The sequence below is a fragment of the Marivirga sericea genome (genome assembly GCF_900177665.1).
Taxonomy (GTDB): domain Bacteria; phylum Bacteroidota; class Bacteroidia; order Cytophagales; family Cyclobacteriaceae; genus Marivirga; species Marivirga sericea.
Map to the genome: position 1 here is coordinate 99,876 of NZ_FXAW01000009.1, position 26,716 is coordinate 126,591.

At 35.3% G+C, this 26,716-nt stretch carries 24 protein-coding genes; 14 read left to right on the forward strand and 10 right to left on the reverse strand.

Annotated features, from left to right (window positions below):
• The first annotated feature begins 194 nt into the window (after positions 1 to 194).
• On the forward strand, positions 195 to 623 hold the full coding sequence (locus B9Y84_RS18220) for an FKBP-type peptidyl-prolyl cis-trans isomerase (RefSeq protein ID WP_085518834.1): 429 nt from the start codon (positions 195 to 197) through the stop codon (positions 621 to 623).
• A 64-nt stretch (positions 624 to 687) separates the two neighbouring features.
• Here B9Y84_RS18220 and B9Y84_RS18225 read toward each other — a convergent pair whose 3' ends face one another.
• Positions 688 to 1,482 carry an SDR family oxidoreductase gene (locus B9Y84_RS18225; RefSeq protein WP_085518835.1) on the reverse strand — a complete coding sequence of 265 codons (795 nt, stop codon included), beginning with the start codon at positions 1,480 to 1,482 and terminating at the stop codon, positions 688 to 690.
• Between the two features lie 148 nt (positions 1,483 to 1,630).
• Between B9Y84_RS18225 and B9Y84_RS18230 the strand changes: the two genes are divergently transcribed.
• A complete protein-coding gene (locus tag B9Y84_RS18230; protein ID WP_085518836.1) occupies positions 1,631 to 2,758 on the forward strand; it encodes a DUF4221 family protein in 1,128 nt (375 codons plus the stop codon).
• Positions 2,759 to 2,761: 3 nt separating this feature from the next.
• On the opposite strand, the gene B9Y84_RS18235 is transcribed toward B9Y84_RS18230, so the two are convergent.
• Complete coding sequence (locus B9Y84_RS18235) at positions 2,762 to 3,442, reverse strand: septal ring lytic transglycosylase RlpA family protein (RefSeq protein WP_085518837.1); 681 nt, start codon at positions 3,440 to 3,442, stop codon at positions 2,762 to 2,764.
• A gap of 99 nt (positions 3,443 to 3,541) precedes the next feature.
• Here B9Y84_RS18235 and B9Y84_RS18240 point away from each other — a divergent pair, with 99 nt between their 5' ends.
• The 7 genes from B9Y84_RS18240 to B9Y84_RS18270 all read left to right on the forward strand — a co-directional run bounded on the left by B9Y84_RS18240 (position 3,542) and on the right by B9Y84_RS18270 (position 11,843).
• A complete protein-coding gene (locus tag B9Y84_RS18240; protein ID WP_085518838.1) occupies positions 3,542 to 5,605 on the forward strand; it encodes a GAF domain-containing SpoIIE family protein phosphatase in 2,064 nt (687 codons plus the stop codon).
• Positions 5,606 to 5,649: 44 nt separating this feature from the next.
• Complete coding sequence (locus B9Y84_RS18245) at positions 5,650 to 6,003, forward strand: STAS domain-containing protein (protein ID WP_085518839.1); 354 nt, start codon at positions 5,650 to 5,652, stop codon at positions 6,001 to 6,003.
• Positions 5,987 to 6,403, forward strand: a complete 417-nt coding sequence (locus tag B9Y84_RS18250; protein ID WP_085518840.1) for an ATP-binding protein — start codon at positions 5,987 to 5,989, stop codon at positions 6,401 to 6,403. Before B9Y84_RS18245 ends, B9Y84_RS18250 begins: the two co-directional genes overlap by 17 nt.
• A 90-nt stretch (positions 6,404 to 6,493) precedes the next feature.
• Entirely contained in the window at positions 6,494 to 8,641 is a 2,148-nt protein-coding gene (locus B9Y84_RS18255) for a peptidylprolyl isomerase (RefSeq protein WP_085518841.1), read from the forward strand.
• Positions 8,631 to 9,524 carry a peptidylprolyl isomerase gene (locus B9Y84_RS18260; RefSeq protein ID WP_085518842.1) on the forward strand — a complete coding sequence of 298 codons (894 nt, stop codon included), beginning with the start codon at positions 8,631 to 8,633 and terminating at the stop codon, positions 9,522 to 9,524. Before B9Y84_RS18255 ends, B9Y84_RS18260 begins: the two co-directional genes overlap by 11 nt.
• Positions 9,505 to 10,857: a peptidylprolyl isomerase gene (locus tag B9Y84_RS18265; RefSeq protein WP_085518843.1), complete on the forward strand. Its 1,353-nt coding sequence runs from the start codon at positions 9,505 to 9,507 to the stop codon at positions 10,855 to 10,857. Before B9Y84_RS18260 ends, B9Y84_RS18265 begins: the two co-directional genes overlap by 20 nt.
• A gap of 5 nt (positions 10,858 to 10,862) precedes the next feature.
• Complete coding sequence (locus tag B9Y84_RS18270) at positions 10,863 to 11,843, forward strand: AAA family ATPase (RefSeq protein WP_085518844.1); 981 nt, start codon at positions 10,863 to 10,865, stop codon at positions 11,841 to 11,843.
• Here the strand turns inward: B9Y84_RS18270 and B9Y84_RS18275 are convergent.
• Entirely contained in the window at positions 11,840 to 12,346 is a 507-nt protein-coding gene (locus B9Y84_RS18275) for a TrmH family RNA methyltransferase (RefSeq protein WP_085518845.1), read from the reverse strand. The two genes, B9Y84_RS18270 and B9Y84_RS18275, sit on opposite strands and share 4 nt — an antisense overlap.
• Before the next feature lie 191 nt (positions 12,347 to 12,537).
• Here B9Y84_RS18275 and dnaK point away from each other — a divergent pair, with 191 nt between their 5' ends.
• The 3 genes from dnaK (at position 12,538) to B9Y84_RS18290 (ending at position 17,543) form a co-directional block, all read left to right on the forward strand.
• Positions 12,538 to 14,466 carry a molecular chaperone DnaK gene (gene dnaK, locus B9Y84_RS18280; protein WP_085518846.1) on the forward strand — a complete coding sequence of 643 codons (1,929 nt, stop codon included), beginning with the start codon at positions 12,538 to 12,540 and terminating at the stop codon, positions 14,464 to 14,466.
• A 214-nt stretch (positions 14,467 to 14,680) separates the two neighbouring features.
• The gene (locus B9Y84_RS18285) at positions 14,681 to 16,537 is read left to right on the forward strand and encodes a hypothetical protein (RefSeq protein WP_085518847.1); all 1,857 of its coding nucleotides are present in this window, start codon (positions 14,681 to 14,683) and stop codon (positions 16,535 to 16,537) included.
• Positions 16,538 to 16,676: 139 nt separating this feature from the next.
• Positions 16,677 to 17,543, forward strand: a complete 867-nt coding sequence (locus B9Y84_RS18290; RefSeq protein ID WP_176223836.1) for a DUF4382 domain-containing protein — start codon at positions 16,677 to 16,679, stop codon at positions 17,541 to 17,543.
• A 93-nt stretch (positions 17,544 to 17,636) separates the two neighbouring features.
• Here the strand turns inward: B9Y84_RS18290 and B9Y84_RS18295 are convergent, their stop codons facing one another.
• From B9Y84_RS18295 to B9Y84_RS18315, 5 genes are all read right to left on the reverse strand, one after another.
• Positions 17,637 to 18,113 (reverse strand): DUF4168 domain-containing protein, encoded by a 477-nt coding sequence (locus B9Y84_RS18295; protein ID WP_176223837.1) that lies wholly within the window; start codon positions 18,111 to 18,113, stop codon positions 17,637 to 17,639.
• A gap of 161 nt (positions 18,114 to 18,274) precedes the next feature.
• A complete protein-coding gene (locus B9Y84_RS18300) occupies positions 18,275 to 18,856 on the reverse strand; it encodes an LOG family protein (protein WP_085518850.1) in 582 nt (193 codons plus the stop codon).
• Between the two features lie 31 nt (positions 18,857 to 18,887).
• Positions 18,888 to 19,193 (reverse strand): type II toxin-antitoxin system RelE/ParE family toxin, encoded by a 306-nt coding sequence (locus B9Y84_RS18305; RefSeq protein WP_085518851.1) that lies wholly within the window; start codon positions 19,191 to 19,193, stop codon positions 18,888 to 18,890.
• A complete protein-coding gene (locus tag B9Y84_RS18310; protein WP_085518852.1) occupies positions 19,177 to 19,413 on the reverse strand; it encodes a hypothetical protein in 237 nt (78 codons plus the stop codon). The genes B9Y84_RS18305 and B9Y84_RS18310 overlap by 17 nt, the downstream gene beginning before the upstream one ends.
• A gap of 39 nt (positions 19,414 to 19,452) precedes the next feature.
• Positions 19,453 to 20,799: a dihydroorotase gene (locus B9Y84_RS18315; protein WP_085518853.1), complete on the reverse strand. Its 1,347-nt coding sequence runs from the start codon at positions 20,797 to 20,799 to the stop codon at positions 19,453 to 19,455.
• 34 nt (positions 20,800 to 20,833) lie between these two features.
• Between B9Y84_RS18315 and B9Y84_RS18320 the strand changes: the two genes are divergently transcribed.
• Together B9Y84_RS18320 and B9Y84_RS18325 are read left to right on the forward strand one after the other, a co-directional pair.
• A complete protein-coding gene (locus tag B9Y84_RS18320; RefSeq protein WP_085518854.1) occupies positions 20,834 to 22,150 on the forward strand; it encodes a DEAD/DEAH box helicase in 1,317 nt (438 codons plus the stop codon).
• Between the two features lie 173 nt (positions 22,151 to 22,323).
• Complete coding sequence (locus B9Y84_RS18325) at positions 22,324 to 23,520, forward strand: MFS transporter (protein WP_085518855.1); 1,197 nt, start codon at positions 22,324 to 22,326, stop codon at positions 23,518 to 23,520.
• A 381-nt stretch (positions 23,521 to 23,901) separates the two neighbouring features.
• On the opposite strand, the gene B9Y84_RS18330 is transcribed toward B9Y84_RS18325, so the two are convergent.
• Positions 23,902 to 24,213 (reverse strand): hypothetical protein, encoded by a 312-nt coding sequence (locus tag B9Y84_RS18330; protein ID WP_139828094.1) that lies wholly within the window; start codon positions 24,211 to 24,213, stop codon positions 23,902 to 23,904.
• Positions 24,214 to 24,325: 112 nt separating this feature from the next.
• Positions 24,326 to 26,701, reverse strand: coding sequence for a S9 family peptidase (locus B9Y84_RS18335; RefSeq protein ID WP_085518857.1), 2,376 nt, complete (start codon positions 26,699 to 26,701; stop codon positions 24,326 to 24,328).
• Between the last annotated feature and the right edge of the window lie 15 nt (positions 26,702 to 26,716).

Here is a 26,716-nt window from a genome sequence, read left to right on the forward strand (position 1 = left end):
ATAAAAACAGTGCCAAAGCCTAAAAGGTAGTTTTGAGCATTCAATTTAAGAATTTGCCTTGAAAATGTGTTCGATTACGTACAATATTGTTGCATAAACGAACAATTTTAGGATTTAAGTCAGAATATTTTTTCTTTAGGGAATGATAGTGGTAACTTTGTAGTTTATAAAGAGAAATTACAAAAGCAAAAATTATGTCAACAGCAAAAAAAGGCGACAAAGTAAAAGTTCACTACACAGGTAAATTATCAGACGGTACTGTATTTGATAGTTCTTTGGAAAGAGAACCGATTGAGTTCGAATTAGGTGCAGGACAGATGATTGCCGGTTTTGACAAAGCGGTAGATGGAATGACAATTGGAGACAAGAAAAGTGCAGATATTCCTAGCGCAGAAGCTTATGGTGACAAAAGAGACGATATGATGGTTCCTGTTCCTCATGATAAAGTTCCAGAAGAGATCAAACCAGAGGTAGGTATGCAACTTTCAATGCAACAGCCTGACGGTCAAGCATTGCCTGTATTAGTTGCAGAAGTAAATGATGACCATATTGTTTTGGACGCTAATCATCCATTAGCAGGAAAAGACTTAAGTTTCGAAATAGAATTAGTTGAAATCAGCTAATCAGTTTTAAAAATTAAAATGTTGAAAGCCTGGCAAACGTCAGGCTTTCTTTTTGTCAAATCTTTTATCTTACATTTCTTTTTAGGATCATCTTAGCAAATAACCTAGGAAACAATCTTTTAAGCAGCACACCAAAACGCTCATTGCCGCCTATAACGGTTTCAAGTGTGTCTTTTTCTACAGCACTAATTATCCTCTTAGCACATTCATGAGCAGTCATTCCGTTAGCTTGAGCATTATCCATTTCTCCTGTCGGTTGTCCATCCGAACCTAAAGCATTAACAGAAACATCAGTTTTTATGAATCCAGGGCAAATCATCGTGACCTTAATATTATGATCGTGAAGCTCCGTTCGCAGGGAATCGAAAAAACCATGCAATGCATGCTTAGCAGCAGCATATGATGAGCGCCAAGGTGAACCAAATTTTCCCACTAAACTACTGGTCACAACAAAGTGGCCTGCGTTCTGATTGACCATATGAGGAGCTACCGCCTTCGTTAACGCAATTGTACCAAAATAATCAATTTCCATTATTTTTCGGTCCACTGATAAATCAGTTTCTAAGGCCATACCTCTTTGGCTTATGCCACCATTATTAAATAAGAGATCGATCCTGCCAAAATGAGCCAACACCTCTGCTACTTTGGAATCAAAAGTTTTAATTTCAGCCAGATCAAGAGGAAGAATCATGATATTTTCTGGTTTAGCAGACTTTGCTCTAACCTCCTCTAACACTTCTCTTCTTCTCGCAGAAATCACCACTTTCGCTCCTTTCTTGATTAGCTCATAAACAACAGCTTCTCCTATTCCAGAACTAGCGCCTGTTACCCACGCAATACTATCTTTAATTTTAGTCATAATCCGCTAATCTAATTATCTGAAAGGCGAATTTACATTATATCCAATTCTTTCAACCTAAATAATGTGAAGAAATTTAACTATCTTTTTAGTTTTATAGATAAATAATTTATATTCGCTTTTTAAAGATCAAGATTTAAAACTCCATATGAAATACTTCTTCTTATTCAGCAGCATAGTTTTTACACTTGCCATTAGTTCCTGTAATCAAGATACTAAACAAGAAAATGCTCAGTTGGAAATCAACATTACAATTGATTCGGTTATGGTCGATTCCAAGGGCGAGATTATCGACACCAAATATGGATTGAATTTTTATGGGCTCGACACGAAGAAAAATTTTATGTATAAATTCAATACTAATAATCGGCATGGATTGGAAGTCATTGATATGAATAAAATGCAATTAGTGAAATTTATTCCTTTTGAGGTTGAAGGCCCTAACGGGACAACAGCCAGAGTCGATGAGGTTAATTATATCTCAGAAGATAAAATAGCCATTACTAATTCTCAATCTGTCTTGATTTTCAATATGAAAGCAGAATTGGTAGACAAATACCCCATTGATAGACATGAATTTGAGGGAGACGCTATACCAGAAGATTTTCGGATGGAGTCAAGCGGCTTATTTGTGCCAGAAAAAAAAATCTCATTCAATTTAATCAATAAAGGATTTGGTGACTTAAGAGGCTTTGCAAAGCTTAACTTTACACAGAATACCCGCAAGGTATTTTTTATCGATGAACTTAAAAAGCTTTCAGATTATCATATTTCGCTTACTATAGACGGAAGAATGATGATGATCAGATCGTACATATACACCAATTTCCAAGAAGATCTATTCATCTTAAGCCATGATATGGAAAACGAACTCTATTATTATGATTTTGAATATGATAGCGTTATTCATAAAAAATATAGAAGTCAATTGAGTAAAAACAAAAACGAGGTCTTTGGAAAAGATGTTGAATCAAGAGAGGCTATCGGTAAAATTATGTCTTTACGTAATAAAGGTATTCGGTTCCAGAAATTAGTTTATGATGAAACTCGAAATCAATATTACCGATTTTCATCTTATTCAACCACTCCTGAGCAGGGACAGAAAAACCGGAATATCATCTTGACCATTTTTGATGAAAACCTCAATCAAATTAAAGAAACCGATAAGATTGCCCTTAACAAAGTTCCCGAAACCTATTTTGTAAAGGATGGAAAAATCTACATTTATAAAAATATGGATGATGAAATGGGCTTTATCGTTCTCAGTCTTGGGTAATCTTTAGTATCTAGTCACAAAAGCATCGGGAAATCGGTCAGCCATTTTAGCTTTAAGTTCATCTGCTTTTTTTCTATTTCTAAAGTCACCTACTATCAAGGCATAGACTTTTGCATCATTTACTTCTTTTACTTCGACATATAGAGTAGCTCGATATGACTTATACACATTCTCTGAAAGCTTTAGCATATTATCAAAGCCTTTGAAACTTCCTATTTGAACACCAAAACCTGCTGGGTCTTGTCTCTTTACTTTCAATTCAAAGTAGCTTTCATTATCAATTTTTTGATCAATTTGAACAGGCCTATTACTATTGGTCCTTCCATCACCTGCATCAATTATCTCAATTTGTACTTCAGCAAGACCTTGACTGGTAAACTTCAATTTCTCAGCAGCTGATCGCGATAGATCAATTACTCGGCCAGCTACAAAAGGTCCCCTATCATTTATCCTTACCTCAACCGACTCCTTATTCTCCAAATTGGTCACTTTTACAACAGTTCCAAATGGTAAACTTTTATGGGCCGCTGTTAAATTCTTATGCTTGTACTTTTCCCCATTAGCAGTCTGCTTGCCTTCAAATTTATCGGCATAATAAGAGGCTGTTCCCTTTTGAATTTGGCCAACAGTGACGTTAAGACTTAAAATAAATAAAATGGAAGTAAATATTAGTTTTTTGAGCATTTCAGTTCTTTTTTTGTAAACATGAATTTAATGTTTGTAAAACTATTTTCACAATAATTTTTAAAGGCTTATTTTGCCGAAATATAGAAAAGTAAAAAATTGATTTCAGAAAAAGGACTATTACGACTCTCAATATTATTTGCAATCCTATGCTGGCTATCGCTAGTGCTAGCTGATTTGTTCTTGCTATTTGCTGAAATCAATGATGCTAACGCAGGCATCACTAAAGAAATCCCTCAGCTCTTGCTTTCTCTCTATATAATTTTTGTCTATTTCTTTTTCAAAATTAGAATACAAAAGGCAGAAAGCATTAATTTTATTGACTTACTGTGGCATGTTTTTTCCACCGGCCTTATTGTCTCCTTGGTACAACTAGCCGTTAGCTTATTTTTCTACCTATTAAGTGATAGCAAATTAATGCAGAATCCTTTAATGGTAAATTTTTTCTATCATCTTAACTTAGGAGCTGTAATTATATTTTTGGTTTCCACTTTTATAGTTTGGAAAAGACTGATTCTCTATCAAAAGAACAAACGTTTATTAGTGATATGGCAGATTTTTGAATATTCTATTCTTGCTTCATTGCTCTACGGTTTTTTCCAAACTAGCTCTCAACAATGGCTCTTCAATGGATTATTAGGAATTTTCTTGCTTTATGGATTAGTATTGTCATTTAATCTAAAATGGATTGCTTATCTTAATTTTAAGCAAAAATGGAGAAGTATTTTGCTATTAGCTTTAGTAATACTTTACCTCTATTATTTCATAAATAATCTGTTCGGTTTCTCTACAGAGTTCAATTTGGTAATGGACCTATTGGATAATGTATTTATCCTTACTATTGCCGGTTTTATATTTATATATGCATTGATATCAATACTAGTAATACTTTTCAACCTGCCGACCTCCTCTGTTTTTGAGCAAAAAATAAGCGAAGTTTTAAATTTTCAGCGCTTAAGTCAATCTATTCAAAAAGGAGATAATGAAAATCAAGTTTATGAAGTATTACTGGAAAGCAGCAATAATGCGGTCTTTTCAACTAGTGCTTGGCTAGAAATTTATGAAGAGGATGAAACCCATCAAGTTTTGAAATCCAACATTAATGATTTAAAAATCACGCAGGTTCGAAAAAGTATTCAGGATAGTGGGCTATATGCTTACCTGAACAAGCACAAACTCAATAACTTCCAAAAAGAATTGAACCTTAACAAGCTGACCACGAATTTAAATGATCCTGATTATGGTTCAGCCCTGGTAATGCCATTGATCATTCAAGACCGACAGATTGGTTTACTAGTTGTTTTAAAAGACGTGTCGGACGGTTTCAATAAGGAAATGATAAGTATCATTAGCTCTTTTGTAAATCAAGCATGTATCTCTATTGAAAACTTCGAACTCTTAACAGAAGCACTAAGAAATGAGCGATATAAAGAAGAATTAAAGATTGCATCTCGTGTACAAAAAAGCTTACTGCCCCATTCTTTAATTTCCGACAAGGAATTTGAAATGCATGCTTTCTATGAATCAGCAGATGAAGTAGGAGGCGATTACTATGATTTCTTTAAAACTGCAGATCATAAAACTGCAGTTATAATCGGAGATGTTTCTGGAAAAGGGACTTCGGCCTCTTTCAATATGTCTCAGATGAAGGGTGTATTCCACAGCTTAGTGCAATTTGATTTAGACTCTAAAACATTTTTCACTAGAGCAAATCATGCCTTAAGCCATTGCTTAGAAAAAACATCCTTTATAACTGCTGCCTATTACACAATCGATTCAAATGAAAAAAGCATCAGTTTTTCACGAGCTGGACATTGCCCCGGTCTTTTTTACAATAAAACAGAGAACAGAACTGAATATTTTCACAATAAAGGAATGGGGCTTGGTATAGTGCGAAATGATAGTTTTGAAAAATATATTGATACCAGTAAAATATATTACAACGCGGGAGATATCCTTTTTCTTTACACCGATGGGATAATAGAAGCAAAGAATGAAAAGGGAGAAGAGTTCGGTTATGATAGGTTAAGTAGCTACTTAGCGCAAAATAACGAGAAAAGTCCCAAAGAAATTCAGAATGGACTGATCAAATATTTATATGATTTTATCGGCACAGAGAATCTAGAAGATGATTATACTGCTTTAATAATTAGATTTTTATAACATGGCAGTCAACTTACTGAAAATAAGCACGTAATAAACCTTGTATGATTAACATAACAACAAATATTGAGGGAGAAGATCACATCATTATGGTAGAAGGCGATGTAGATGCCAGTTCTAGTATCCATTTAGATGAAGCTCTGACTGAATTAGCAAATGATGATTCAGTGAAATATATTTTAGTAGACGGGAGCCAATTGAATTACATTTCCTCAGCAGGATTAGGCGTTTTTATGTCTTACATCGATGATTTCAAAAATAAAAGTATCAAAATGGTAATATATGGTTTAAGCGAAAAAGTCTCCAATGTATTTCAGATTCTAGGCTTAGATCAGTTGATGACAATAGTAAGTGACAAGAAGGAAGCGAAGGAGAAATTACATGAAGTTCAATCTTAAAGTATATTGCGATAAAACACGCCTTAAAGACATTCGGGAATTTATTACCGAAAAGTTAAAGGCCTATGTTCATGACGACTTGGAAATTAATCAGATGGTCTTGGCTGTTGATGAGATTTGTGCAAACCTCATTATACATTCCAATTACTGCAATGCTAATGAAGCAATAAATCTTGAAGTTTTTGTGGAAAGAGATGGCGTTACATTTGAAATATCGGATGAAGGCGAAAAATTTGATTTAAAAAAATATAAAGAACCTTCCATTCAAGAAGTAGTACAGACAAAGAAAAAAGGAGGTATAGGCTTAATGCTCGTTAGAAGGATTATGGATAAGGTTGAATTTGTAAATAAGGAACAAAAGAACACCTGTATCATGCATAAAAGATTTAAGCACCAATAAAAACCACAAATTAATCACCTCTCAACTGCCTTATATTTTCCTGTGTGAATCCAATTACATAAATTGCCAACCAAAATTCACTATAGTCAAATGCGGAACATCAAAGCTTTATTATTACCTCTTCTATTTATAATCATAAGCTCATGTAAAACAAGCCAGAAAGCCCCAAAAACTAAGGAAGTAAATCCTTTATTTACGATTGATTCTTTAGCTGTCTATTCTGATGAATTTGTTTATGCATATGAAAAAAGTAATAAGAATAAAGGAGAAATAGAGCCGATAGAGGACTACCTAGATTTATATATTGACTTCAAGCTTAAAGTTTTGGAAGCAAAAGCAAAAGGGATTGATACTACAGAAGCTTATAACAAGGAGCTAAACGGCTATTTGGAAGAAATCAAAAAGCCCTACCTAACCGCCGAAAAAGTCAATAAAGAACTTGTGGATGAAACCTACGAACGTTTACAGAAAGAAATTAATGCAAGTCATATTCTCATCAGAGTTGATCAAGATGGCAAGGCTGACGACACTTTAAAAGCATATCAAAAAATCAGCGAGGTGAAAAGAAAATTTGAAGCGGGAGAAAGTTTCGAAGCCTTGGCAAGAACCTATTCTGAAGACCCATCTGCCACAAGTAATAATGGCTTATTAGGTTGGTTTACAGCATTTCAGATGGTATATCCTTTTGAATCTGCTGCTTATGAAACCCAAGTCGGCAATATATCTCCCATCATCCGCACGCAGTTCGGTTATCACCTCATAAAAATAAATGATGAGCGAGAAACTTTGGGTAGAATCAAAGTAGCGCATATTATGAAAAGATTTCCTCCACAGGCTTCGAATGAAGATTCTGTCAATACTGAAAAAGCTGTTAGAGAAATCTATGCGAAACTGAAAAAAGGAGAAAATTGGTTTATTCTCGCTACCACGGAATCGGAAGATTTAAACACAAAAGATAATGGTGGAAGCCTACCTTGGTTTGGCGCTGGAAACCTACCTTCTAACCTAGAAACAGCCGCTTTCGAATTAGAAAACAAAGGAGATATCTCCCGCCCTGTGCAAAGCCCGTATGGTTGGCATATTTTGAAATTAGAAGATAAAAGAGGTGTTGGAAGCTTAGAAAGCATGCGCGAGAGCCTTAGCAGAAGAGTGCAACGTGATACAAGATCAGAATTAAAAGAGGTTGAAGTAATTAAAAAATTAAAAGCAGAGAACAATTTCACAAAAAGACCTGATGCTTATAGTCTATTAAATTCAAAAGAACGTTTAAGAACGGACGAATTTAAAAAGAAGGAACTGGAAATGACCTTATTTACCATTTCTGACAGCAAATACTCTATAAATAACTTTTTGCAAACCTACGATGCTTCAAAAGAGCTTAGCAAAGAGTTAGAAGAATATGAGAAGGCTGAACTTATTAAATTCGAAGAGGAAAATTTAGAAGTCAAATATCCTGAATACAGATTTTTGAGGCAAGAATACAAAGATGGCCTACTTTTATTCGAAATAATGAATCAACAAGTATGGAGCAAGGTAGGACAAGATACCGTTGAATTGAAAAAATTCTACGATAAGAATAAAAGTCAATATCGGAGTGGTAAGAAATTAAAAATTGCTCGCATCGTATTTTCAGACACCTCCTCTATAAAACCATTTAAAAAGCCAATAAATGGTAGCTACTTTCCGTTAACAGAAAAAAAGGAGTATGTAATCGCAAAACAGCTCAGTGATCAGCTGCAAATAAAGGATAATGAAGAATATGCAACTTTTATAAGCTTACAGCTACCCGAAGCTATCAGTCAAAAAGATTCTCTAAAGCTATATGAGGAGTTAAATCAGACTTTTACAAATATGGAAGTCGTGAATCTTATCTATTCCGATGAAAATAAAATATATTTGCAATTGCTTTCGGAAGCAAATGAGCGATTAGCCCAATATAATAATAGCATCGAAACTGCTTCTACGGAAGTAATTGAAGTATCGGAGCATTCAAAATGGGAAAACAAAATAGAAGGAGAATATATCAAAAGTGTATCAAAAAGCGGAATGATAGAACTAGACTTCGGACTTAAAAGCTATCCACCGAGACAAAAAACTTTTGACGAAGCTAGACCAGCATTGATGGAGGATTATCAAAAGCATCTGGAAAAAGAATGGATTGAAACGCTGAAAGGAAAGTATAGCGTAAATATTAATGAGAAAGTATTGAATAAATTAAAATCTAAAATTGAGGAATAAACATATAACCATAGCGCTATTTATTTTCTCTAGTTGTTTTCTAAGTTGTGATTATATCAATCTAAAAAATTTTAGTAGCGAAGAAGAAGCAATTGAAGAAGTACAAATCCCTGTTGCCAAAGTTGGGAGTTCTATGCTATACCAAAAAGATTTGACTGGAATCGTAGCAAAGGACATAAACCCTAAGGACAGTGCTAATCTTGTTAATCGATACGTCAACTCATGGATAAAAAAGCAATTGCTCATCTCAGAAGCCTCTGAAAAAATAAATTTTGATCAGGCCTCTATAGAACGAAAGGTTTTAGATTACCGCTACGCATTGATGGTGCATGAGTATAAAAAATACTATGTAGGCAATAATTTGGATACGGTAGTTACTAATCAAGAAATCCTAGAATACTATCAAAATAATAAAGATAATTTCGAACTGAAGCAGAATATTATTAGAGGCTATTTTATTACTGTCACCAAAGATGCTCCGAAAATCAACCAACTTAAAAAACTTATTAACTCAAATAAACCAGAAGATTTTAAAGAATTGAAGTCATATTGTTTCCGATTTGCTGAAACATACTTTTTAGAAGATTCAGTTTGGATCAATTTTGATGAAGCGATCAGAAATACACCTTTTGTAGGAGTGACTAATAAAGTCGATTTTTTAAAATCTAATAAATTTGTTGAAGATTCAAATGAAGAAAATCTATACTTCTTAAGAATTAAGGAATATAAAATATCAGACCAAATATCTCCCTTAGAATTTGTACGGAATGATATCAAACAAATAATTTTGAATAAAAGAAAAGTGGCGATAGCCAATCACCTAGAAGAGGAAGTTTTTGAAAAAGCGAAGAGTGCAAACAAATATGAAATTTACAATCAGTAGTCATAAATCAATAATAAGTGTTTTGGCATTTTTAACGATGCCATTTTTGTCTTTCAGCCAATCTGAAGGAGAAGTGGTCGATAAGATCATAGCTAAAGTTGATAATTATATTGTTCTTGAATCGGATTTGGCACTTGCCTACAAAGATTTTCTTTCCCGAGGCGGAAACAGCAGAAGTCCTCAGGCACGATGCGAAGTTTTAGAAAATCTTATCGTTAATAAATTAATGCTGGCAAAAGCAGAAATTGATTCTGTAACTGTATCTGAAGCACAAGTAGATGCTCAATTAGAAAACCGAATGAAAATGATGGTGCAACAGATTGGGTCGGAAGAAAAGATAGAAGAATACTACGGTAAATCTCTTGAAGAATTCAAAGTTGAAATCAAGAGTGACGTAAGAGAACAAATGGTGATTGGAGAAATGCAACGGACCATAACTTCCGATATTGAAGTGACTCCAAGACAAGTTCAAAGCTTCTTTGATGATATCCCACGGGATAGCCTTCCATTTTATTCTACTCAAGTTCAGGTTGGGCAAATAGTGAAAAAGCCAACCATGAGTAAAGAAGCTAAAGATAATATCAAGGCTCGTTTAAATGGATTAAGAGAACGAATTCTAGAAGGTGAAAATTTTGAAGATATTGCTAGGTTATATTCTCAAGAACCAGGCGCTAAGCAGTCTGGAGGAAACATCGGTTTTTTTAGTAGAGGTCAGCTTGCTCCTGAATATGAGGCAACAGCACTTAGACTAAAACCCGGAGAAATTTCCAAACCAGTAGAAACCGATTTTGGATTCCATATCATTGAGCTTTTGGACAGAAGAGGGAATGAATTTAATACACGTCACATTCTCATCCTTCCTAAGTTTACTCAAAATGATATTGATAGATCAGTAAATTATTTAGACAGTATTCGAACATTAATCATTAACGACAGTATTACTTTTGAAGCAGCTGCTGCTGAATACTCAGATGATATGAATACCTCCTCAAGTGGTGGTTATTTTATTGCAGGTGAAGAAGGAGGTACAAAAATATCTGTAGATGAATTGGATCCAAATGTTTTCTTTACCATTGACACGATGAAAGTAGGAAGTATTACAAAACCCATCATTTTTCGTCAGCAAGACCGCTCTCAAGCCGTTAGAATTCTATTCTACAAAGATAGGATTAAACCGCACAGAGCTGACATCAGAGTTGATTATCAAAAAATTAAGCAGGCAGCTTTAAATAAAAAAAGAAGTGAAAAATTGGCAAAATGGTTTGAAGAATCTAAATCTGACGTTTTCATAGTTTTAGATGAGCATTATCAAGATTGCCAAATTCTTAACTGATCAATATGGAGAAATTTGAAAATGAGGTTGAAGCTGCAAATGCTTTACACGATAAATTCGAAAGCTTAAAAAAAGAAATTTCAAAAGTAATTGTTGGCCAGGAAGATGTTATTAGACTTGTAATAAGTTCATTTTTCTGTCATTCCCATAGCTTGCTTGTGGGCGTTCCAGGTTTAGCCAAAACCTTATTAATTAATACGGTTGCTTCGGCTATGAATTTGAAATTTAATCGTATTCAGTTTACACCGGATTTAATGCCTTCAGATATTATCGGAGCTGAAACCTTGGATAAGGATCGTAATTTCAAATTTATTAAAGGCCCCATTTTCAATAATATCATTCTTGCAGATGAAATTAATAGAACTCCTCCTAAGACCCAAGCAGCTTTGCTAGAGTCGATGCAAGAGAAAAACGTTACCGTGGCAGGTGAAACTTATGCCTTGCCTGATCCATTTTTTGTGTTAGCCACTCAAAACCCTATCGAACAAGAAGGAACATATCCCTTACCGGAGGCACAGTTGGATCGTTTCATGTTTAATATTACTTTAGACTATCCCTCTTATGAAGATGAATTAGATATTGTGAAGACCTCAGGGCAAGAGCTTGAAGGCGTAAATGCAGTAATGACATCAGAAGAAATATTATACTTTCAGAAATTGGTTAATAAGGTCCCAGTCCCTGATAATGTCATCGAATTTGCTGTAAAACTCGTACACAGCACGAGACCTAACACTGAAAAGGCTTTCAATATCACGAATGAATATTTAGAATGGGGAGCTGGACCAAGAGCCTCTCAGTTCTTAATTAAAGGAGCTAAATGTAATGCTTTATTAAGCGGTAAATATTCACCCGATATTGAAGATGTGAAAGCAGTAGCTATTCCAGTGCTTCGTCACCGTTTGGTGAAAAATTTTAAAGCAGATGCAGAGGGAATGAGCATCGAAAAAATCATAGAAGAATTGATCGTGAAAGTGGAAAGTAATTAAAGTATATTTTCGGTTATCTTATACAGTGCAATCGATAAAGCATTTACCACATTGATTGAAGAGTTTTCTCCATACATTGGGATATGATAATGGTATTGGCACAGCTTTAGTAGTTCTTCAGATACTCCTTGCCTTTCAGAGCCAACTACCAACGCTATTTTTTTTATCCCCATTCGGCTATATTTTTGCAAAGGTTTACTACTATCTGTAATTTCTAAAGCAATAGAGTGGTAACCACTTTCAATCAAATGTTTTAAGGTTTCCAATCTTGGAGATCCAAATTGATAATTTACAGTCTTGTATGTGTTGCGTGAAGCTCTTTTCACTTTAGTAGTCAAATCAATAGCTTGGTCACCAACAAAATAAATTTCCTCTACTCCAAAAGCTTCCGATAATCGCATCATCATTCCCACATTTTCTGGAGTTCTAATATTTTCAGCTATCAATGCTATTTTAAAATCATGTTTTTCATTTTCAATATGATCATGTTCTTTTTGAATCATTTATAGCTTATTAGAATGAGAATGACAAAATAAAGGTTTTTGAAAATCATTTGCCTACAAAAGCTGCCGATTCCACAAAAATTCTTTCTACAAATGTCATAATGTCATGCAAAATGACCGCATTTCCTATTGGCACATCCATTGTTACATGATGGGAAAAGGAATTTAGAATTAGAAAAATAAAATAGATCATGGGAAAAATTATTGGAATTGACTTAGGTACTACCAACTCCTGTGTGGCGGTAATGGAGGGTAATGAGCCCGTTGTCATCCCCAACAGTGAGGGTAGAAGAACTACTCCTTCAATTGTAGCATTTTTGGACGAGGGGAAAGGCGAACGAAAAGTAGGTGATCCTGCAAAACGTCAAGCTATTACCAACCCTGCCAACACAATAGCATCAGTTAAAAGATTCATGGGTAAGAAGTTTTCTGAAATTTCAGAAGAGAAAAAAATAGCTTCTTATAAAGTAGAGTCTGGAAATAACGATACAGTTAGAGTAAAAGTAGGTGATAGAAATTATACTCCTCAAGAATTATCTGCAATGATCCTTCAGAAAATGAAGTCTACTGCAGAAGATTACTTAGGACAAGAAGTGACAGAAGCTGTGATTACAGTTCCTGCTTACTTTAATGATGCAGAGCGTCAGGCAACAAAAGAAGCCGGACAAATTGCAGGATTAGAAGTAAAAAGAATTATCAATGAGCCTACTGCAGCAGCTTTGGCTTACGGATTAGACAAAAGAGATAAAGATCAAAACATTGCCGTATACGATTTAGGTGGTGGTACATTTGATATCTCTATCTTAGAACTAGGTGATGGTGTTTTCGAAGTAAAATCTACTAATGGTGATGTGCACTTAGGTGGTGATGACTTTGACCAAGTAATCATTAACTGGTTAGCAAACGAATTCAAAGAAGAGCAAGGTATTGACTTAAAGCAAGACCCAATGGCTTTGCAGAGATTGAAAGAGGCTGCTGAGAAAGCTAAAATTGAATTATCAAGCTCTACGGAAACAGAGGTGAACTTACCTTATATCATGCCAGTAGATGGTGTGCCAAAACACTTGGTAAGAAAATTAAGCCGTTCAAAATTTGAGCAATTAGCTGACGATTTGGTAAAAAGATCAATGGCACCAGTTAAGAAAGCATTAGAAGACGCTGGTTTATCAAATTCTGAGATTGATGAAGTAATCTTAGTGGGTGGTTCTACGCGTATGCCAAGAATTCAAGAAGAAGTAGAGAAATTCTTCGGTAAAAAACCTTCTAAAGGTGTAAACCCTGATGAGGTTGTTGCAATTGGTGCAGCCATTCAAGGTGGTGTTTTAACTGGTGAGGTTAAAGATGTATTGTTACTAGATGTAACTCCTTTATCATTAGGTATTGAAACCATGGGTGGAGTAATGACTAAATTGATCGAATCGAACACTACGATTCCTTCTAAGAAGTCAGAAACATTTAGTACTGCTTCGGATAATCAGCCTTCAGTGGAAATCCACGTATTGCAAGGTGAGAGATCAATGGCAAAAGATAACCGTTCAATCGGTAGGTTCCACTTAGACGGAATTCCACCAGCGCCAAGAGGTGTGCCTCAGGTTGAAGTTACTTTCGACATTGATGCAAACGGTATCTTGAACGTATCTGCTAAGGACAAAGGAACAGGAAAAGAGCAGAAAATCAGAATCGAGGCTTCTTCAGGATTGTCTGATGAGGAAATCGAGAAAATGAGAAAAGAGGCGGAAGCTAATGCTGAGTCCGACAAGCAAGAGAAAGAAAAGATTGATAAAATCAATCAAGCTGACTCTTTGATTTTCCAAACGGAGAAGCAGATGAAAGAATTTGGCGATAAGCTATCTGAAGGCAACAAAACTGCCATCGAAGAAGCCTTAACCAAATTGAAAGAAGCACATAGCAGCCAAGATGTGGCAGCAATTGATTCTTCTATGGAAGGATTGAACAAAGCATGGGAAGCTGCTTCTCAAGAAATCTACCAAGCACAGCAAGGAGCTGAAGGTCAGCCAGGTGGAGACGCAGGGCAGCAAGCTGAAGGCGAAAGCGGTGATAGCGTAGATGACGTAGAATATGAAGAAGTAAATGATGAGGATAAAAAAGATTCTAAGTAAGGATCAATAAATCATAGATTATAGCGAAAGCCTCTCGGAGAAATCTGAGAGGCTTTTTTTCTTTTGAAGGATTTAGGAACAGGGAAGGTCAGTCTGTAGAAAAAATATTACGGTTCATCTAAAAAAGTTCATAGTTACCATTATTACATTCATAAATATTAATTTATTAATATATTTTTAGATAGATTGAAGGTTAACAAAAAACCTTTCAATCATGAAATTAGAAAAAGTATTAGACCAATTAAATTCTTTTGAAAAAAATTCATTCCTAAAAATCATAGATGCTATAATATCCGAAAACCCTGTCAACCGAAAAGATATTGATAAGATACTTAGTGAAAGTGATAGAGAATTAAAAAATATTGACAACATCAATATAGCTAAGGTTTTCAAATTGATTGAAGTTGAATTTCAAAAATATGTTGAATTTGAATTCAAAGATACCACTTCCCAATTAGATGTATTGATAGATATTATTATCCGTGACGGAAATTGCATTATGAAAAGCGATTGGTTAGCACGACTTTATGAAAACGAAATAAAATCTCTAAAATCGAAAATTAAGAACCTAAGGAGTACAATCGACAAAGAAAATAATATTTTAGATAACTATCGAGAAAGAGATTATCACATTTATAAGGCTTGTTTAGAAACTGCCTATAACAATGACAAAGGAAATAATCTAGATCAAAAAGTCACCCAAGACGAATTATCTATTCTACTAACTTTAGCAAGCAAATTAGAACTATCTCAAGAAGAGGTAAGGCTTATAAACTACATGGTTTTGCCGGTTGAAAAACAGAATATTGATGATATAATAAATGAACTAAAAAACATAGGGGTGATCTTCTTCTCAAAGAAAACGAACACGGTTTATGTGGCTGACGAAATAATTAGAAACTTAAGAAAAGTCCGTAAAAAGGATGTAGCTGATAAATACTTTCGCAGAGTTCTTAGATCTTTAAAAGATCCTCAAATTAACCTCGCATGTAGAAAGCATAATATAGATTGGCAAAATGTAAGTTTTGATCAAAAGATTAAAAAGATCATAAAAGAAGGAATTCCTTTTACTGCATTATTGACAACAGATATTTACAAAAACGGCACTAAATTATCTGATAAGAAAGCATTCTTAAATGATTTGTTTGAAAATGGATTAAACACTAATAAAAGTCTCAAAGGAAGTACTATAGAAGAAAAAGTGGACAATATAATTCAATATTTTGATGAAATAGAAAGAGATGAAAGAGTTGGGATTTCACTGGAGGGTTATGATCAACTCTTAAATGACTTGAATTCTACACTTCCAAAATCCAATGACCTATTAAAAAACGAATTTGAATTGCAGGATAATAATGTTCTGAGCAGCGAATATTTGTTAGATTTTAATATCAAACCGCGCGATGTGCTGGAAGTAATTGACAGTAAGGAATTAAAAAGATTCTGCGACAAACTAGATATTAAGACAAGAGGGAATACCATTCTTAATATATTAGAATCATACAAAGATGCTGAAAATCTATCTTTAGAGAATTATGAGCATTTCGCTTATAGAGATGTAAATAAGATTAAAGAAAATGGTTTAAATGTTAAGGAAGCGGATTTAGGTATTCAATTTGAAGATCTAACTAAGAAGATTTTTGAGGAGCTAAAGTTCAATGTAGATGAACAGCTCCGAAAAGATATGAATACTAATAAGGACAAGATCGATATATTATTAAACCTTGGAAATAATCAATTAATTTTGGTTGAGTGTAAAACTTCTAAAGAAAAGGGTTTTAATAAGTTTAGCACTGTATCAAGGCAACTGAAATCATACGTAAAATTAGCAGAGAAGAATGGTTATAACATAATTAAATCTCTTCTTATTGCTCCAGAATTTAGCGATGATTTTGTTTCTGAATGTAATCTTGAATATGAATTGAATTTGTCTCTTATTAAAGCTAGGAGTCTATATAATATTTTGGATGCCTTTAAAGATTCTAAAAAGCACAAAGAATTTCCTCATAATCTGCTAATGAAAGATGTTGTTATTCAGGAGGATCGAATTGTAAAAGCATTGGCAAAATGATCTTAACATTCCACATTAATAAACAACTAAATCCACACAAACATTACATATGTGTTGGCAAACGCTATGTTTTAATCGATTAATGAAATAATATTGGCAGTTTTGTGTTATGACTTTGAATCATAAAAATGATAATATTATGAAGAATTTGTGGAAAATTTTTGGATTAGCAGCACTAGTACTTTTTTATAGCTGCGATGGAATTGAAAGTGGTAACGGAAAAGCTTCCTTCTATTTAACTGATGGCCCTTTAGAAGCTGATAACGTATCAGAGGTTGTTATAAGTATTTCAAAAGTTGAGGTATCGGGACCTGAGGGATGGAATATGGTAAAAGAATTCGAAACGCCTGAAGCTATTAATCTATTAGAACTTCAAGGTGGGGAGACTTTCTTTTTGGATGAAACAGAATTAGCTAGTGGTCAATATAACCAAGTTAGGCTTGGGCTTTCAACATCACAAGAAAGTCAAGACCCTGCTCATTACTTAAAATTCAATGACGGTTCTATAGAAGAAATTACAGTTCCTAGCGGAACTCAATCCGGTTATAAAGTAGTGGGAGGTTTCACAATTCCTGATGGTGGAGTTACCTCTGTAATCATCGATTTTGATGTTCGAAAGTCTGTCGTGAAAGCTGGAAACTCTGGTAAATACATCCTGAAGCCTACATTAAGATTGATAGAAGATGCTGAAGTTGGTTCTGTCTCAGGTACTATAAGCGGAGGTATTGATGCTAACCTAGTGGTTTATGCTTATGAGAGCAATCAATACAATGAAAACGAAACAGAACCAAATGAAGATGGAGTTGTCTTCGCAAATGCCGTTACTAGTGCTATTGTAGATGTTGAGGATAATTACAATTTATCATTTTTGCCATCTGGCACTTATGATTTAGTAGTTGTGTCTTTCGATGCTGAGGGCAGTTTCGTAGAAGTAAAAACCCAAAAAAATGACGTGGAATTGGACGCTGGAGTTAAGTTAGATTTCGATATTGACCTTACGCTCTAAATCAAGTCCATTTCGTCTATTTAATAGACAAACTAAAAAAAGCCATTCATTTTAAATAATGAATGGCTTTTTGAATATAGGTAAAATCTACTTTTATCCATTTGATCTAGCCTGAACTACTGTATCAACTTTTTTTCTGAACTCTTCATCTTGTTGATAGGCCATCATGATTTTTTGATATTTTTCTTGACTCATTTCATGCTTTTCTAAAGCTGCAATCATATCTGATTGTGTTTTTTGATTACTTGCCATAATCTCTTGCGCTGCAGCGTTGAAAGCCTTCATTTCCTCTTCACTTGCTTCCTCTTCGGATTGCCCTTGCTGGATAGCAACAATTTCATTAAACCTCTCTAAATCCAAGTCATTTTTTTCAATAATGGCCATGGACTTCTTCTGTGCCTCTTGCTGAACTTTAGTAACATCTAAATTTGCCTCCACAAAAGTCTCGATTTCATCTTGGCTAAAATCTGTCGAAACCTCCTGCTTTTGCTGCCGAGGCATTGGCATTTGTTGCTGAGCAAATACTGCGGTTGCGAAAATTAACAAAATAGCGGTTGCAAAAACTCTCATTTTCATCATTTTATAATTTTTGTTTAAATAATAAAACTACAGATAGCACTACGAATGAGAAAGGTATTGTTACTCTAAATCAAAGATTCGCTGAAAGTTCTTTAAATACTGAAATAGAATGATAAAATACTGAAATCAGCAGATGACCGATTTTGAATCTCTCAAGTCTCAGTTTCCCGAATCCATTTGGGCGTTTCAGGCGCTTGATATTGCTCCATCTTTCTGAGCAGAGCATCAATATCATGATCGCTCAGTAACATATCTCTATTAATCTCTTTTAAAAAATCCTGAGCAGTCATTTGAGAAAGCATTTCCAAGAGAGGTTGATAGAAATCCTCTATATTCAATAAGCCTACCGGCTTGCTATGCAATCCCAATTGTCCCCAAGTCAGGATTTCAAAAAGTTCTTCCATAGTGCCGAAACCTCCTGGCAAAGCAATAAAACCATCTGCCAAATCATGCATTTTGAGTTTTCGCTCATGCATGGATTCTACCACTATCATTTCAGATAATTCGGTATGCGCTACTTCTTTGGTTTGCAGAAAATCGGGAATAACACCAATTACTTCTCCATTTTCTGATAAAGTGCCATCCGCCACTGCGCCCATCAAGCCGATTTTGGCTCCACCATAAACAACTCCAATATTTTTTTGAGCTAATAGCTTTCCCAATTGAAAAGCTTGCGCACTGTATTTTCCATTTTTACCTGCGCTTGATCCGCAGAATACTGTTATTCTTTTCATAAAAAGCTGTTTAGTTCAATTAAGGTTATAATCACAGTTTTCTATCAACTGGATTTTTATAATTATTGAAGAAGGATAAAATAATTACAGATTTTTCGCCTTCATCTATCTCGTAATAAAGACTATTATATTTTAAGATAACAGCTTTGTGAATATTCTCTTTTTCAGATTTGGGATATAATCTTGGATTTTCTTCAATGAGACTAATTGTGAAGTCAATGGCTTCTTTCAAGTTAACAGTAACTACATCAGGCCATCTATTTTTTAAATAATTTGAAATCTCTTCTAATTCACTTAATGCTTTTTCAGTCCATAAGACCTTATAGCCATTTTCCATAGCGCCTTTTTGCTTCCGATTGAGAAATTAAGTTTCCTTTTTTAGCATCTTCTCGTCCCAACCTAATAGACTCTTTTTCGGCTTCAGATAAATCCGCCCAAAAATCCTTATCTGAGTATCTTTTTATATCCTCAATTTGACGCAATATGGCATCATTTTCTTGGGCATTAATCCAGCTTATCAGATCTCGTTTTAAATCCTCTTTTGTGGTATTCTTCATACTTTCAAGTTATCATTTATAAAACTCAAATCAAATAAATTAAATTCCATTGGTTTTAAACAACATCCTCTCTCCCACTCCTGCTTCAATTACTTCTCCGTTTTCGTAAACTTTATTCCCATTTACAAAAGTGCTATGAACAGATGAAGGAAAAGTATGCCCTTCAAAAGGAGACCAACCACATTTGGCTAAAATATTACTTTTGGATACTGTATATTCCTTCCCTAAATCTACTAATACACAATCTGCATGGTAGCCTTCTCGGATATAGCCTCTCTCTTCTATTCTAAATAGAGTAGCTACATTATGTGAAGCTTTTTCTACAATCTTCTCTAAGGATATCTTTCCTTGCTTATGAAAATCTAAAAGTGCCATTAGATTATGCTGAACTAATGGTCCACCGGAAGGCGCTGAAAAATATTTGTTTTGCTTCTCTTCCAATGTATGTGGAGCATGATCGGTAGCTAGCACATCAATTTTATCATCTAAAAGTGCTTGAAATATGGTTTCTCGATCCTCAGCAGTTTTTACAGCTGGATTCCATTTTATCAAGGTTCCTTTTTCCTTATAATCCTCATCACTAAACCAAAGATGATGAACACAAGCTTCTGCTGTGATCTTTTTCTTTTCTAATGGAATTGAATTGTCAAATAGCTCCGTTTCCTTTCCAGTAGAAATATGGAGCACATGAAGTCTTGAACCGTGCTCTTTTGCCAGTTTAACCGCTAAAGATGAAGACAAATAGCATGCTTCTTCAGAACGGATTATGGGATGCATTTCAATCGGTACATTCTCTCCGTATTCTTTCTTAAATTTTTCTGTATTGGCTCTGATTGTGGCTTCATCTTCACAATGTGTAGCAATTAACATCGGAACTTTAGAAAAGATATTATTGAGTGTATCTTCATTATCCACCAACATATTTCCGGTTGAGCTGCCCATGAAAACCTTTACGCCACACACTTTTCTAGGATCTGTTTTTAAGACTTCCTCTATATTGTCATTGCTTGCCCCCATGAAGAAAGAATAATTGGCAATAGAGTTTTTAGCGGCAATCTGATATTTATCTTCGAGTAATTCTTGATTTAATGCGTTGGGCACAGTATTAGGCATTTCCATAAATGAAGTAATTCCTCCTGCAACAGCTGCTCTTGACTCTGTGAATATATTTGCTTTATGCGTCAAGCCTGGTTCACGAAAATGCACCTGATCATCAATTAAGCCTGGTAAAAGGTACTTTCCATCAGCATCGATTACTTCATCAGCCTCTTCAGCATTAATGCTGGATGCAATTTTTTCAAAGCGTCCATTTTTCATCAGCACATCTAACTGCTGAATTCGCCCTTCATTTACTATATTTGCATTGACAATCAGAATGGTTTTCATATTTCAGTTAATTTTTTCTTAAAGAACAGACTTCATGTCGCAAGATACCGCATCCTTTCAAGATTTTAAACTCAACAAACAATTATTCAATGCCATTGATGATTTGGGTTACCAAAAACCTTCTGAAATTCAAGTAAAAGCAATTCCTAGGATTTTGAATGGACATGATGTAATTGGAATTGCCCAAACAGGGACCGGTAAAACCGCTGCTTTTGTCCTGCCCCTTTTAATGAAATTGAAATATGCTCAAGGTCACGACCCTAGGGCTCTGATCATAGCTCCTACCCGCGAATTGGTGATGCAGGTATATGAAAATATTCTGGAGTTAGGAAAATATACAGATTTACGAACTGTTTGTCTTTATGGTGGAATTGGCCCGAAAAAACAAGCAGAAGAAGTAGCTGCAGGTTGCGATATTATTGTAGCAACTCCAGGCAGGCTTTTAGATATTTATAGTGCTGGCGTATTACAACCCAAGCAAATTAAAACTTTTGTGTTGGATGAAGCGGATCGCATGATGGATATGGGATTTATGCCTCAGATCCGTAGGGTGCTGGAGCTTCTACCCATGAAAAAGCAGAATTTATTCTTCTCCGCTACTTTTCCTGAGAAGGTTGAAAAATATGCTTACGAATTTACAGACTTCCCGGAAAAAGTAGAAGTAACACCTGAAACCATGACTGCAGAATTAATTGAGCAGTCGCTTTATCATGTTCCTAATTTCTTAACCAAAATAAATTTATTGAAATACCTTTTTGAGAATGAAGATTTCAGTAGGGTTTTAATTTTTGTAAGGACTCGAAAGAATGCCAATAATGTATACAGTTTTATTGAGCGAAGAATTAGCGAGGAAGTGCGAGTGATCCATGCCAACAAAGCACAATCAACTCGGATTAATGCGATCAATGAATTTAAATCTGGAAATGTCAGAGTACTCGTAAGCACGGATGTGACGGCCAGGGGAATAGATGTAGAAGAAGTTAGCCATGTGATCAACTTCGAAGTCCCTAATAAATATGAAGACTATGTTCACCGAATCGGGCGAACCGGACGTGCAGCACATCATGGGATTGCTATTAGCTTTGTTGACCCTTCGGACGTTTACCATATCGATAAAATTGAGGAACTAATCCAGAAGAAAATCAAGGTCCTAGAACTGCCGAAAGAGATTGAACTGATGGAAACACTCCCGTCAGAGAAAAAAGATATGGAACAAGAAATCGATCGTCAAAAGCACTTAGAAAACCCTGACTTCAAGGGAGCATTCCACGAAAAGAAAAAGAAGAACTTGAGTGGTAAGGCTAGGGATAAAGCTTTTGGGAATAAGCCGAAGGATAAAAGGAGGAAGTAGCCCGCCAGCTGGCGGGGAACTAGGCAGTAAAAAAATAGAGAACTTTTGTCAATTGTCTATTTAAATAGAATTGTCAGGAAAAGCGAGAATTAGATTTAAAGCAGTCTAGACTCTAGGTTTCCTGATTCCTACGTCTCGGGATCTTCGCTTCGCTACTACTAAAAATCTATCAAATGAGTAAGTGGAAAACATTATTTAAAGAATATAAATACATTTTAAGCTTAGGGTTTGTATTTGCCTATTTTTCCAGTTTTGGGCAGACTTTCCTGATTTCGCTTTATGTACCTGATATTGAAAGTTGGTTGGGGCTCAATAACACTTCAATGGGAAGCTTATACGCTGCGGCAACGGTTGCATCAGCTTTTACTTTGCCCACCTTAGGAAGCCTATTCGATCGTATGAAACTAGGCAGTTACATGGCCATGATTTTGATTGGCTTGATGACTGCTCTCCTCGTTTTATCTTTCTCTATGCACATCATCATGGTATTTGTCGGGCTCTATATGCTGCGCCTTTTTGGTCAAGGATTAATGAGTCATACAGCCGTTTCCACCATGTCAAGATATTTTGACACCAATAGAGGTAAAGCCATAGGAATTGCTACTACTGGTCACCCATTTGGAGAAGCTACTATGCCTGTTGTTATTACTTTAGTAATAGGGTGGTTAGGTTGGAGAGGATCGCTACAGTTAAATGCGGCTATTGTATTTGTGTTTATCATGCCACTAGTTTATTGGCTATACAGCAAAAAACAGAAAGAACAAGTCCAGGTTGAGCCGGAATTTGGTTTGGGTACAACTAAAGTGAGTGCCTGGAAGATCTTAAGCCATAAAGCATTTTTAATTATTGCTCCCGCTGTTTTTGCTTTAGGATTTACCAATACAGCCATCTTCTTTTTCCAGTTAAAGTTAGGTGCGGCTAAAGGGTGGAGCGCTGCTTGGGTTTCTACCTCACTTGCTGCTTTTGCTGGCGCCAGTGCATTAGGTATGTTTATGGCAGGCCCCTATATTGATAAACTGACAGCTAAAAAGTTATTTCCATTTGTCCTCATTCCTTATGTCATTGGAGTTCTCACTTTATTGGTTAGTGACGCACCCATCATTTACCCTTTATCATTAGCACTTATGGGCTTTGCCAATGGATTTGGCGGAACAGTGAAAAACGCACTTTTTGTGGAGATTTTTGGAGCCGACATTATCGGGAAAGTCAGGAGTTTATTTGTGACTGTTATGGTGTTAAGTACTGCTTTAGGTCCTTTGTTTTTCGGAGTTTTAGTAGATGAAGGCTACAGTTTTAATGAAGTATTTCTGAGAAATGCGCTTGGGATTGTGGTGATTATTTTATGGAGTTTTAGGATTAGGAAGTTGTAGGTATTCTTCGGTTTTAGCTCATCTCATTATGAAATAATCCGCCTACTGAGACTATGCTTGCGAAGAATGAGAAAAAAATCAAATAATTCCGGGGTCGTTTGCAATAGTAAAGTCTAAAAAATCAAGAAGATTACACACAGCAACGCTCAAAGATTTAATAGATTCTTGGGATTAGGAAGAATTTATTCAGGAACCTATTGGAATTAAAGAACCAGTAGAAATAACAAAAAGAAGTCGAAGAAATTAAAAATTCAACCTTCATTCCAAGACTAAAATTTGCACCAAAAATAGCAAGTATAGTCAAAACAAGAAATCTTGACTCTCATAAGGCAAGCCTACATCATTCTTTACTTTCCCAAATGTTATAATTTAGTAATATGCCTATATACTAAAATATAACACAAGCTCAATCAAGGTATCGTCAAAATTTCTCCTAATCTCATATTCAAACAACTTATCCAAATTATAAGAACTAGGTACATTATCGTTGATTCTTATAAAAATTCCATCTATTTCGAAATCAGTAGATGAATCTACTGTAAACCAGCTGTTATTAGAATTCAGTCGTGCTATAAGTACGTGAGTAACATTCTCTTGATCAATGACAGATTGAATTTTTTGAGCCACAAGCTCGCTATCTGTATAGACCTCATCCTCTGTGCATGATAGCAAAAGTGCAAATGCTATAAACAAGAAAAATTTATTTTTCATTATGAATTATTGAATTAAAATTTTATTAACCATTCGAGTCTCTAACAAAGATATTTAGGGTTTTAATAAAAATCAACTAAAACCTTAATACTTTCTACTCTTTCAAGGTTTCTTCAAACAACTCAAAAATCCTTCTGTATTCATCTGTCCAACTGCTAGGCTCGACAAATCCGTGACCTTCAAGAGGGAAAACAGCCATCTCCCAATTCTCTTTCTCCAATTCAATTAATCGTTGAGAGAGTCTAACTACATCCTGAAAATGTACATTGGTGTCGATCATGCCATGGCAAATCAATAGGTTTCCTTCCAAGCCTTCTGCAAAGTAAATTGGGGAACTTCTTTCGTAAGCAATTGGATCTTCCACTGGCGTATTTAAGATGTTGCTGGTGTAACCATGATTATAATGTGCCCAATCAGTAACTGATCGGAGAGCCGCCCCTGATTTAAAAGTTTCTGCTTCATTGAACAAGGCCATCAAGGTGATAAAACCACCATAAGAACCTCCGTAGATTCCTACATTATCCTTATCCACACCGAATTCATTCACTAAAAATTTGGCTCCATCAACCTGATCACTTAAATCTTTTCCACCCATATGGCGATAAATTCCGGTTCTCCAATCTCTCCCATAGCCGGCACTTCCTCTATAATCAATATCCAAAACACTGTAACCATTATCCGCCAACAAATTATGAAACATATATTCCCTAAAATACGAGCTCCACCATTGATGCGCATTTTGTAAATATCCGGCTCCGTGCACGAAAATTACAGCTGGCTTTCCATTGCTTCCGCCTTCTGGCTGATATAATCGCGCATGAACTTCTGCCCCATCTTCTGCTTCAAAAGTGATGTATTCGGGAGTTCTCCATTCGTAAGATTGAAATTCATCTGAAATTGAATTGGTAATTCTTTTGGCTTCATCATCAGCTTGATTATCCATTACATATAATTCCCAAGGCTGATTAGCCGTACTCTTTCTCAAAGCAATTTTACTTTCATCGGGTGACAGCGCATATTCCATTCCGCCTTTATCAGAAGTCAATTGCTCCATTTTTCCTCCATCTACTGGCATTTTATATAAATTCCTGATGCCTGGACTTTCTGGATTGGCCAAGAAATAGAAATGACTTTTATCATTGGATAAATTCACATCGTAAATTTCAAAATCACCTTTGGTCAGTTGTTTCTCTTTCTTCTTAGTTTTACTTAAATCCACAAAATAGAGATGACTGTATCCAGTTTCTTCCGATTGATAGTAAAGCGTTCTATTATCTGCTAAAAACCCTTTGGTGGAACCGCCCCAAGCATAACCAACACCGGGTCCAGCAATCCACGCTTCTTCCCTTTGTCTGTCGATAAGCTCTAATTCCCCACTTTCAGGATTAAGCAAAAACAGCCATCGATCTTTATTGTCGGTAGCTCTTGCATCAATCACAGTATATTTTCCATCCTCTGAAAATAAAGGTGATTGAAAAATCATTTTCCTAGTTTCATAATCTTCTTCTTTTCTTTCAGGATAATCACTCCAGAATTCAGGGATTTGCTTGAGTCCATCTACCTCATCAATGCTAACTATTTTATTCTCTCTAGTTTTGAGATTAAAAACACCCAACTCCATATAAGCCTGTTCTCCACCTACTTTTGATCGGGCCCTAAGATCCTCAGTATTTCCAGATTCTGTTACATAATCAGGTACTATGGTATTATCATTATCTTTGGGTGAAATGTACAGTCTGTAAATGATATGTTCCCCATCCGGGCTGAAGCTAGATTCAATTAGCCTTTTTCCATCTAGATAAACCGTCGGGATTCCTGCTCGCTTAATACTTTCATTGTATGCTTCAGACTTTTCTTTTTTCTCTTTTCTTTCCTTTAATACACTGATTAACTCAATTTGCTGATTATTGAGCCACTTTTCTTTTTCAGATTTTTTAGCTGATTTCTCTTTGGGTTCAGATTCTGAACTAAACTCCACCAATTGTCTGGTTTTTCCACTTCTCGGATCCCAGCTGAAGATATTGTTAGCAATTGTATAATGCACTTTTTCTTCATTCGAGAAAAATCCTGCATTTGAAATTCTTTCTGAACTTTCAATCAGAGTTTCTATTTTCCCTGAATTGATATCAGCTAAATATAAATTTCCATCTCTAATGAACAGCTTTTCTGTTCTCGCTTTGTTGTAAACTCCATTCCTTTCAGGATAGCTCATTTCCAGCTTATAATTGATGGATTTGGTCTCTCCAGATTCAAGATCGTAGGAATAAAGCGAATCAGATGGATTAGAATCAGGGTTCCAAGTGAAAAAAAGTTTGTTACTTTTCTCGCCCCAATAAAAATTGTCAGGTGAATGACCAATCCACGCAGGATCACGCATGATTTTCTTCACACTCAATTCATCTAGCTCTTGAGAAAGCGTGACTGAAACACTGAAAATAATACAACAAAAACTTAAATATATTTTCCTCATAAGGATGTGAGTTAT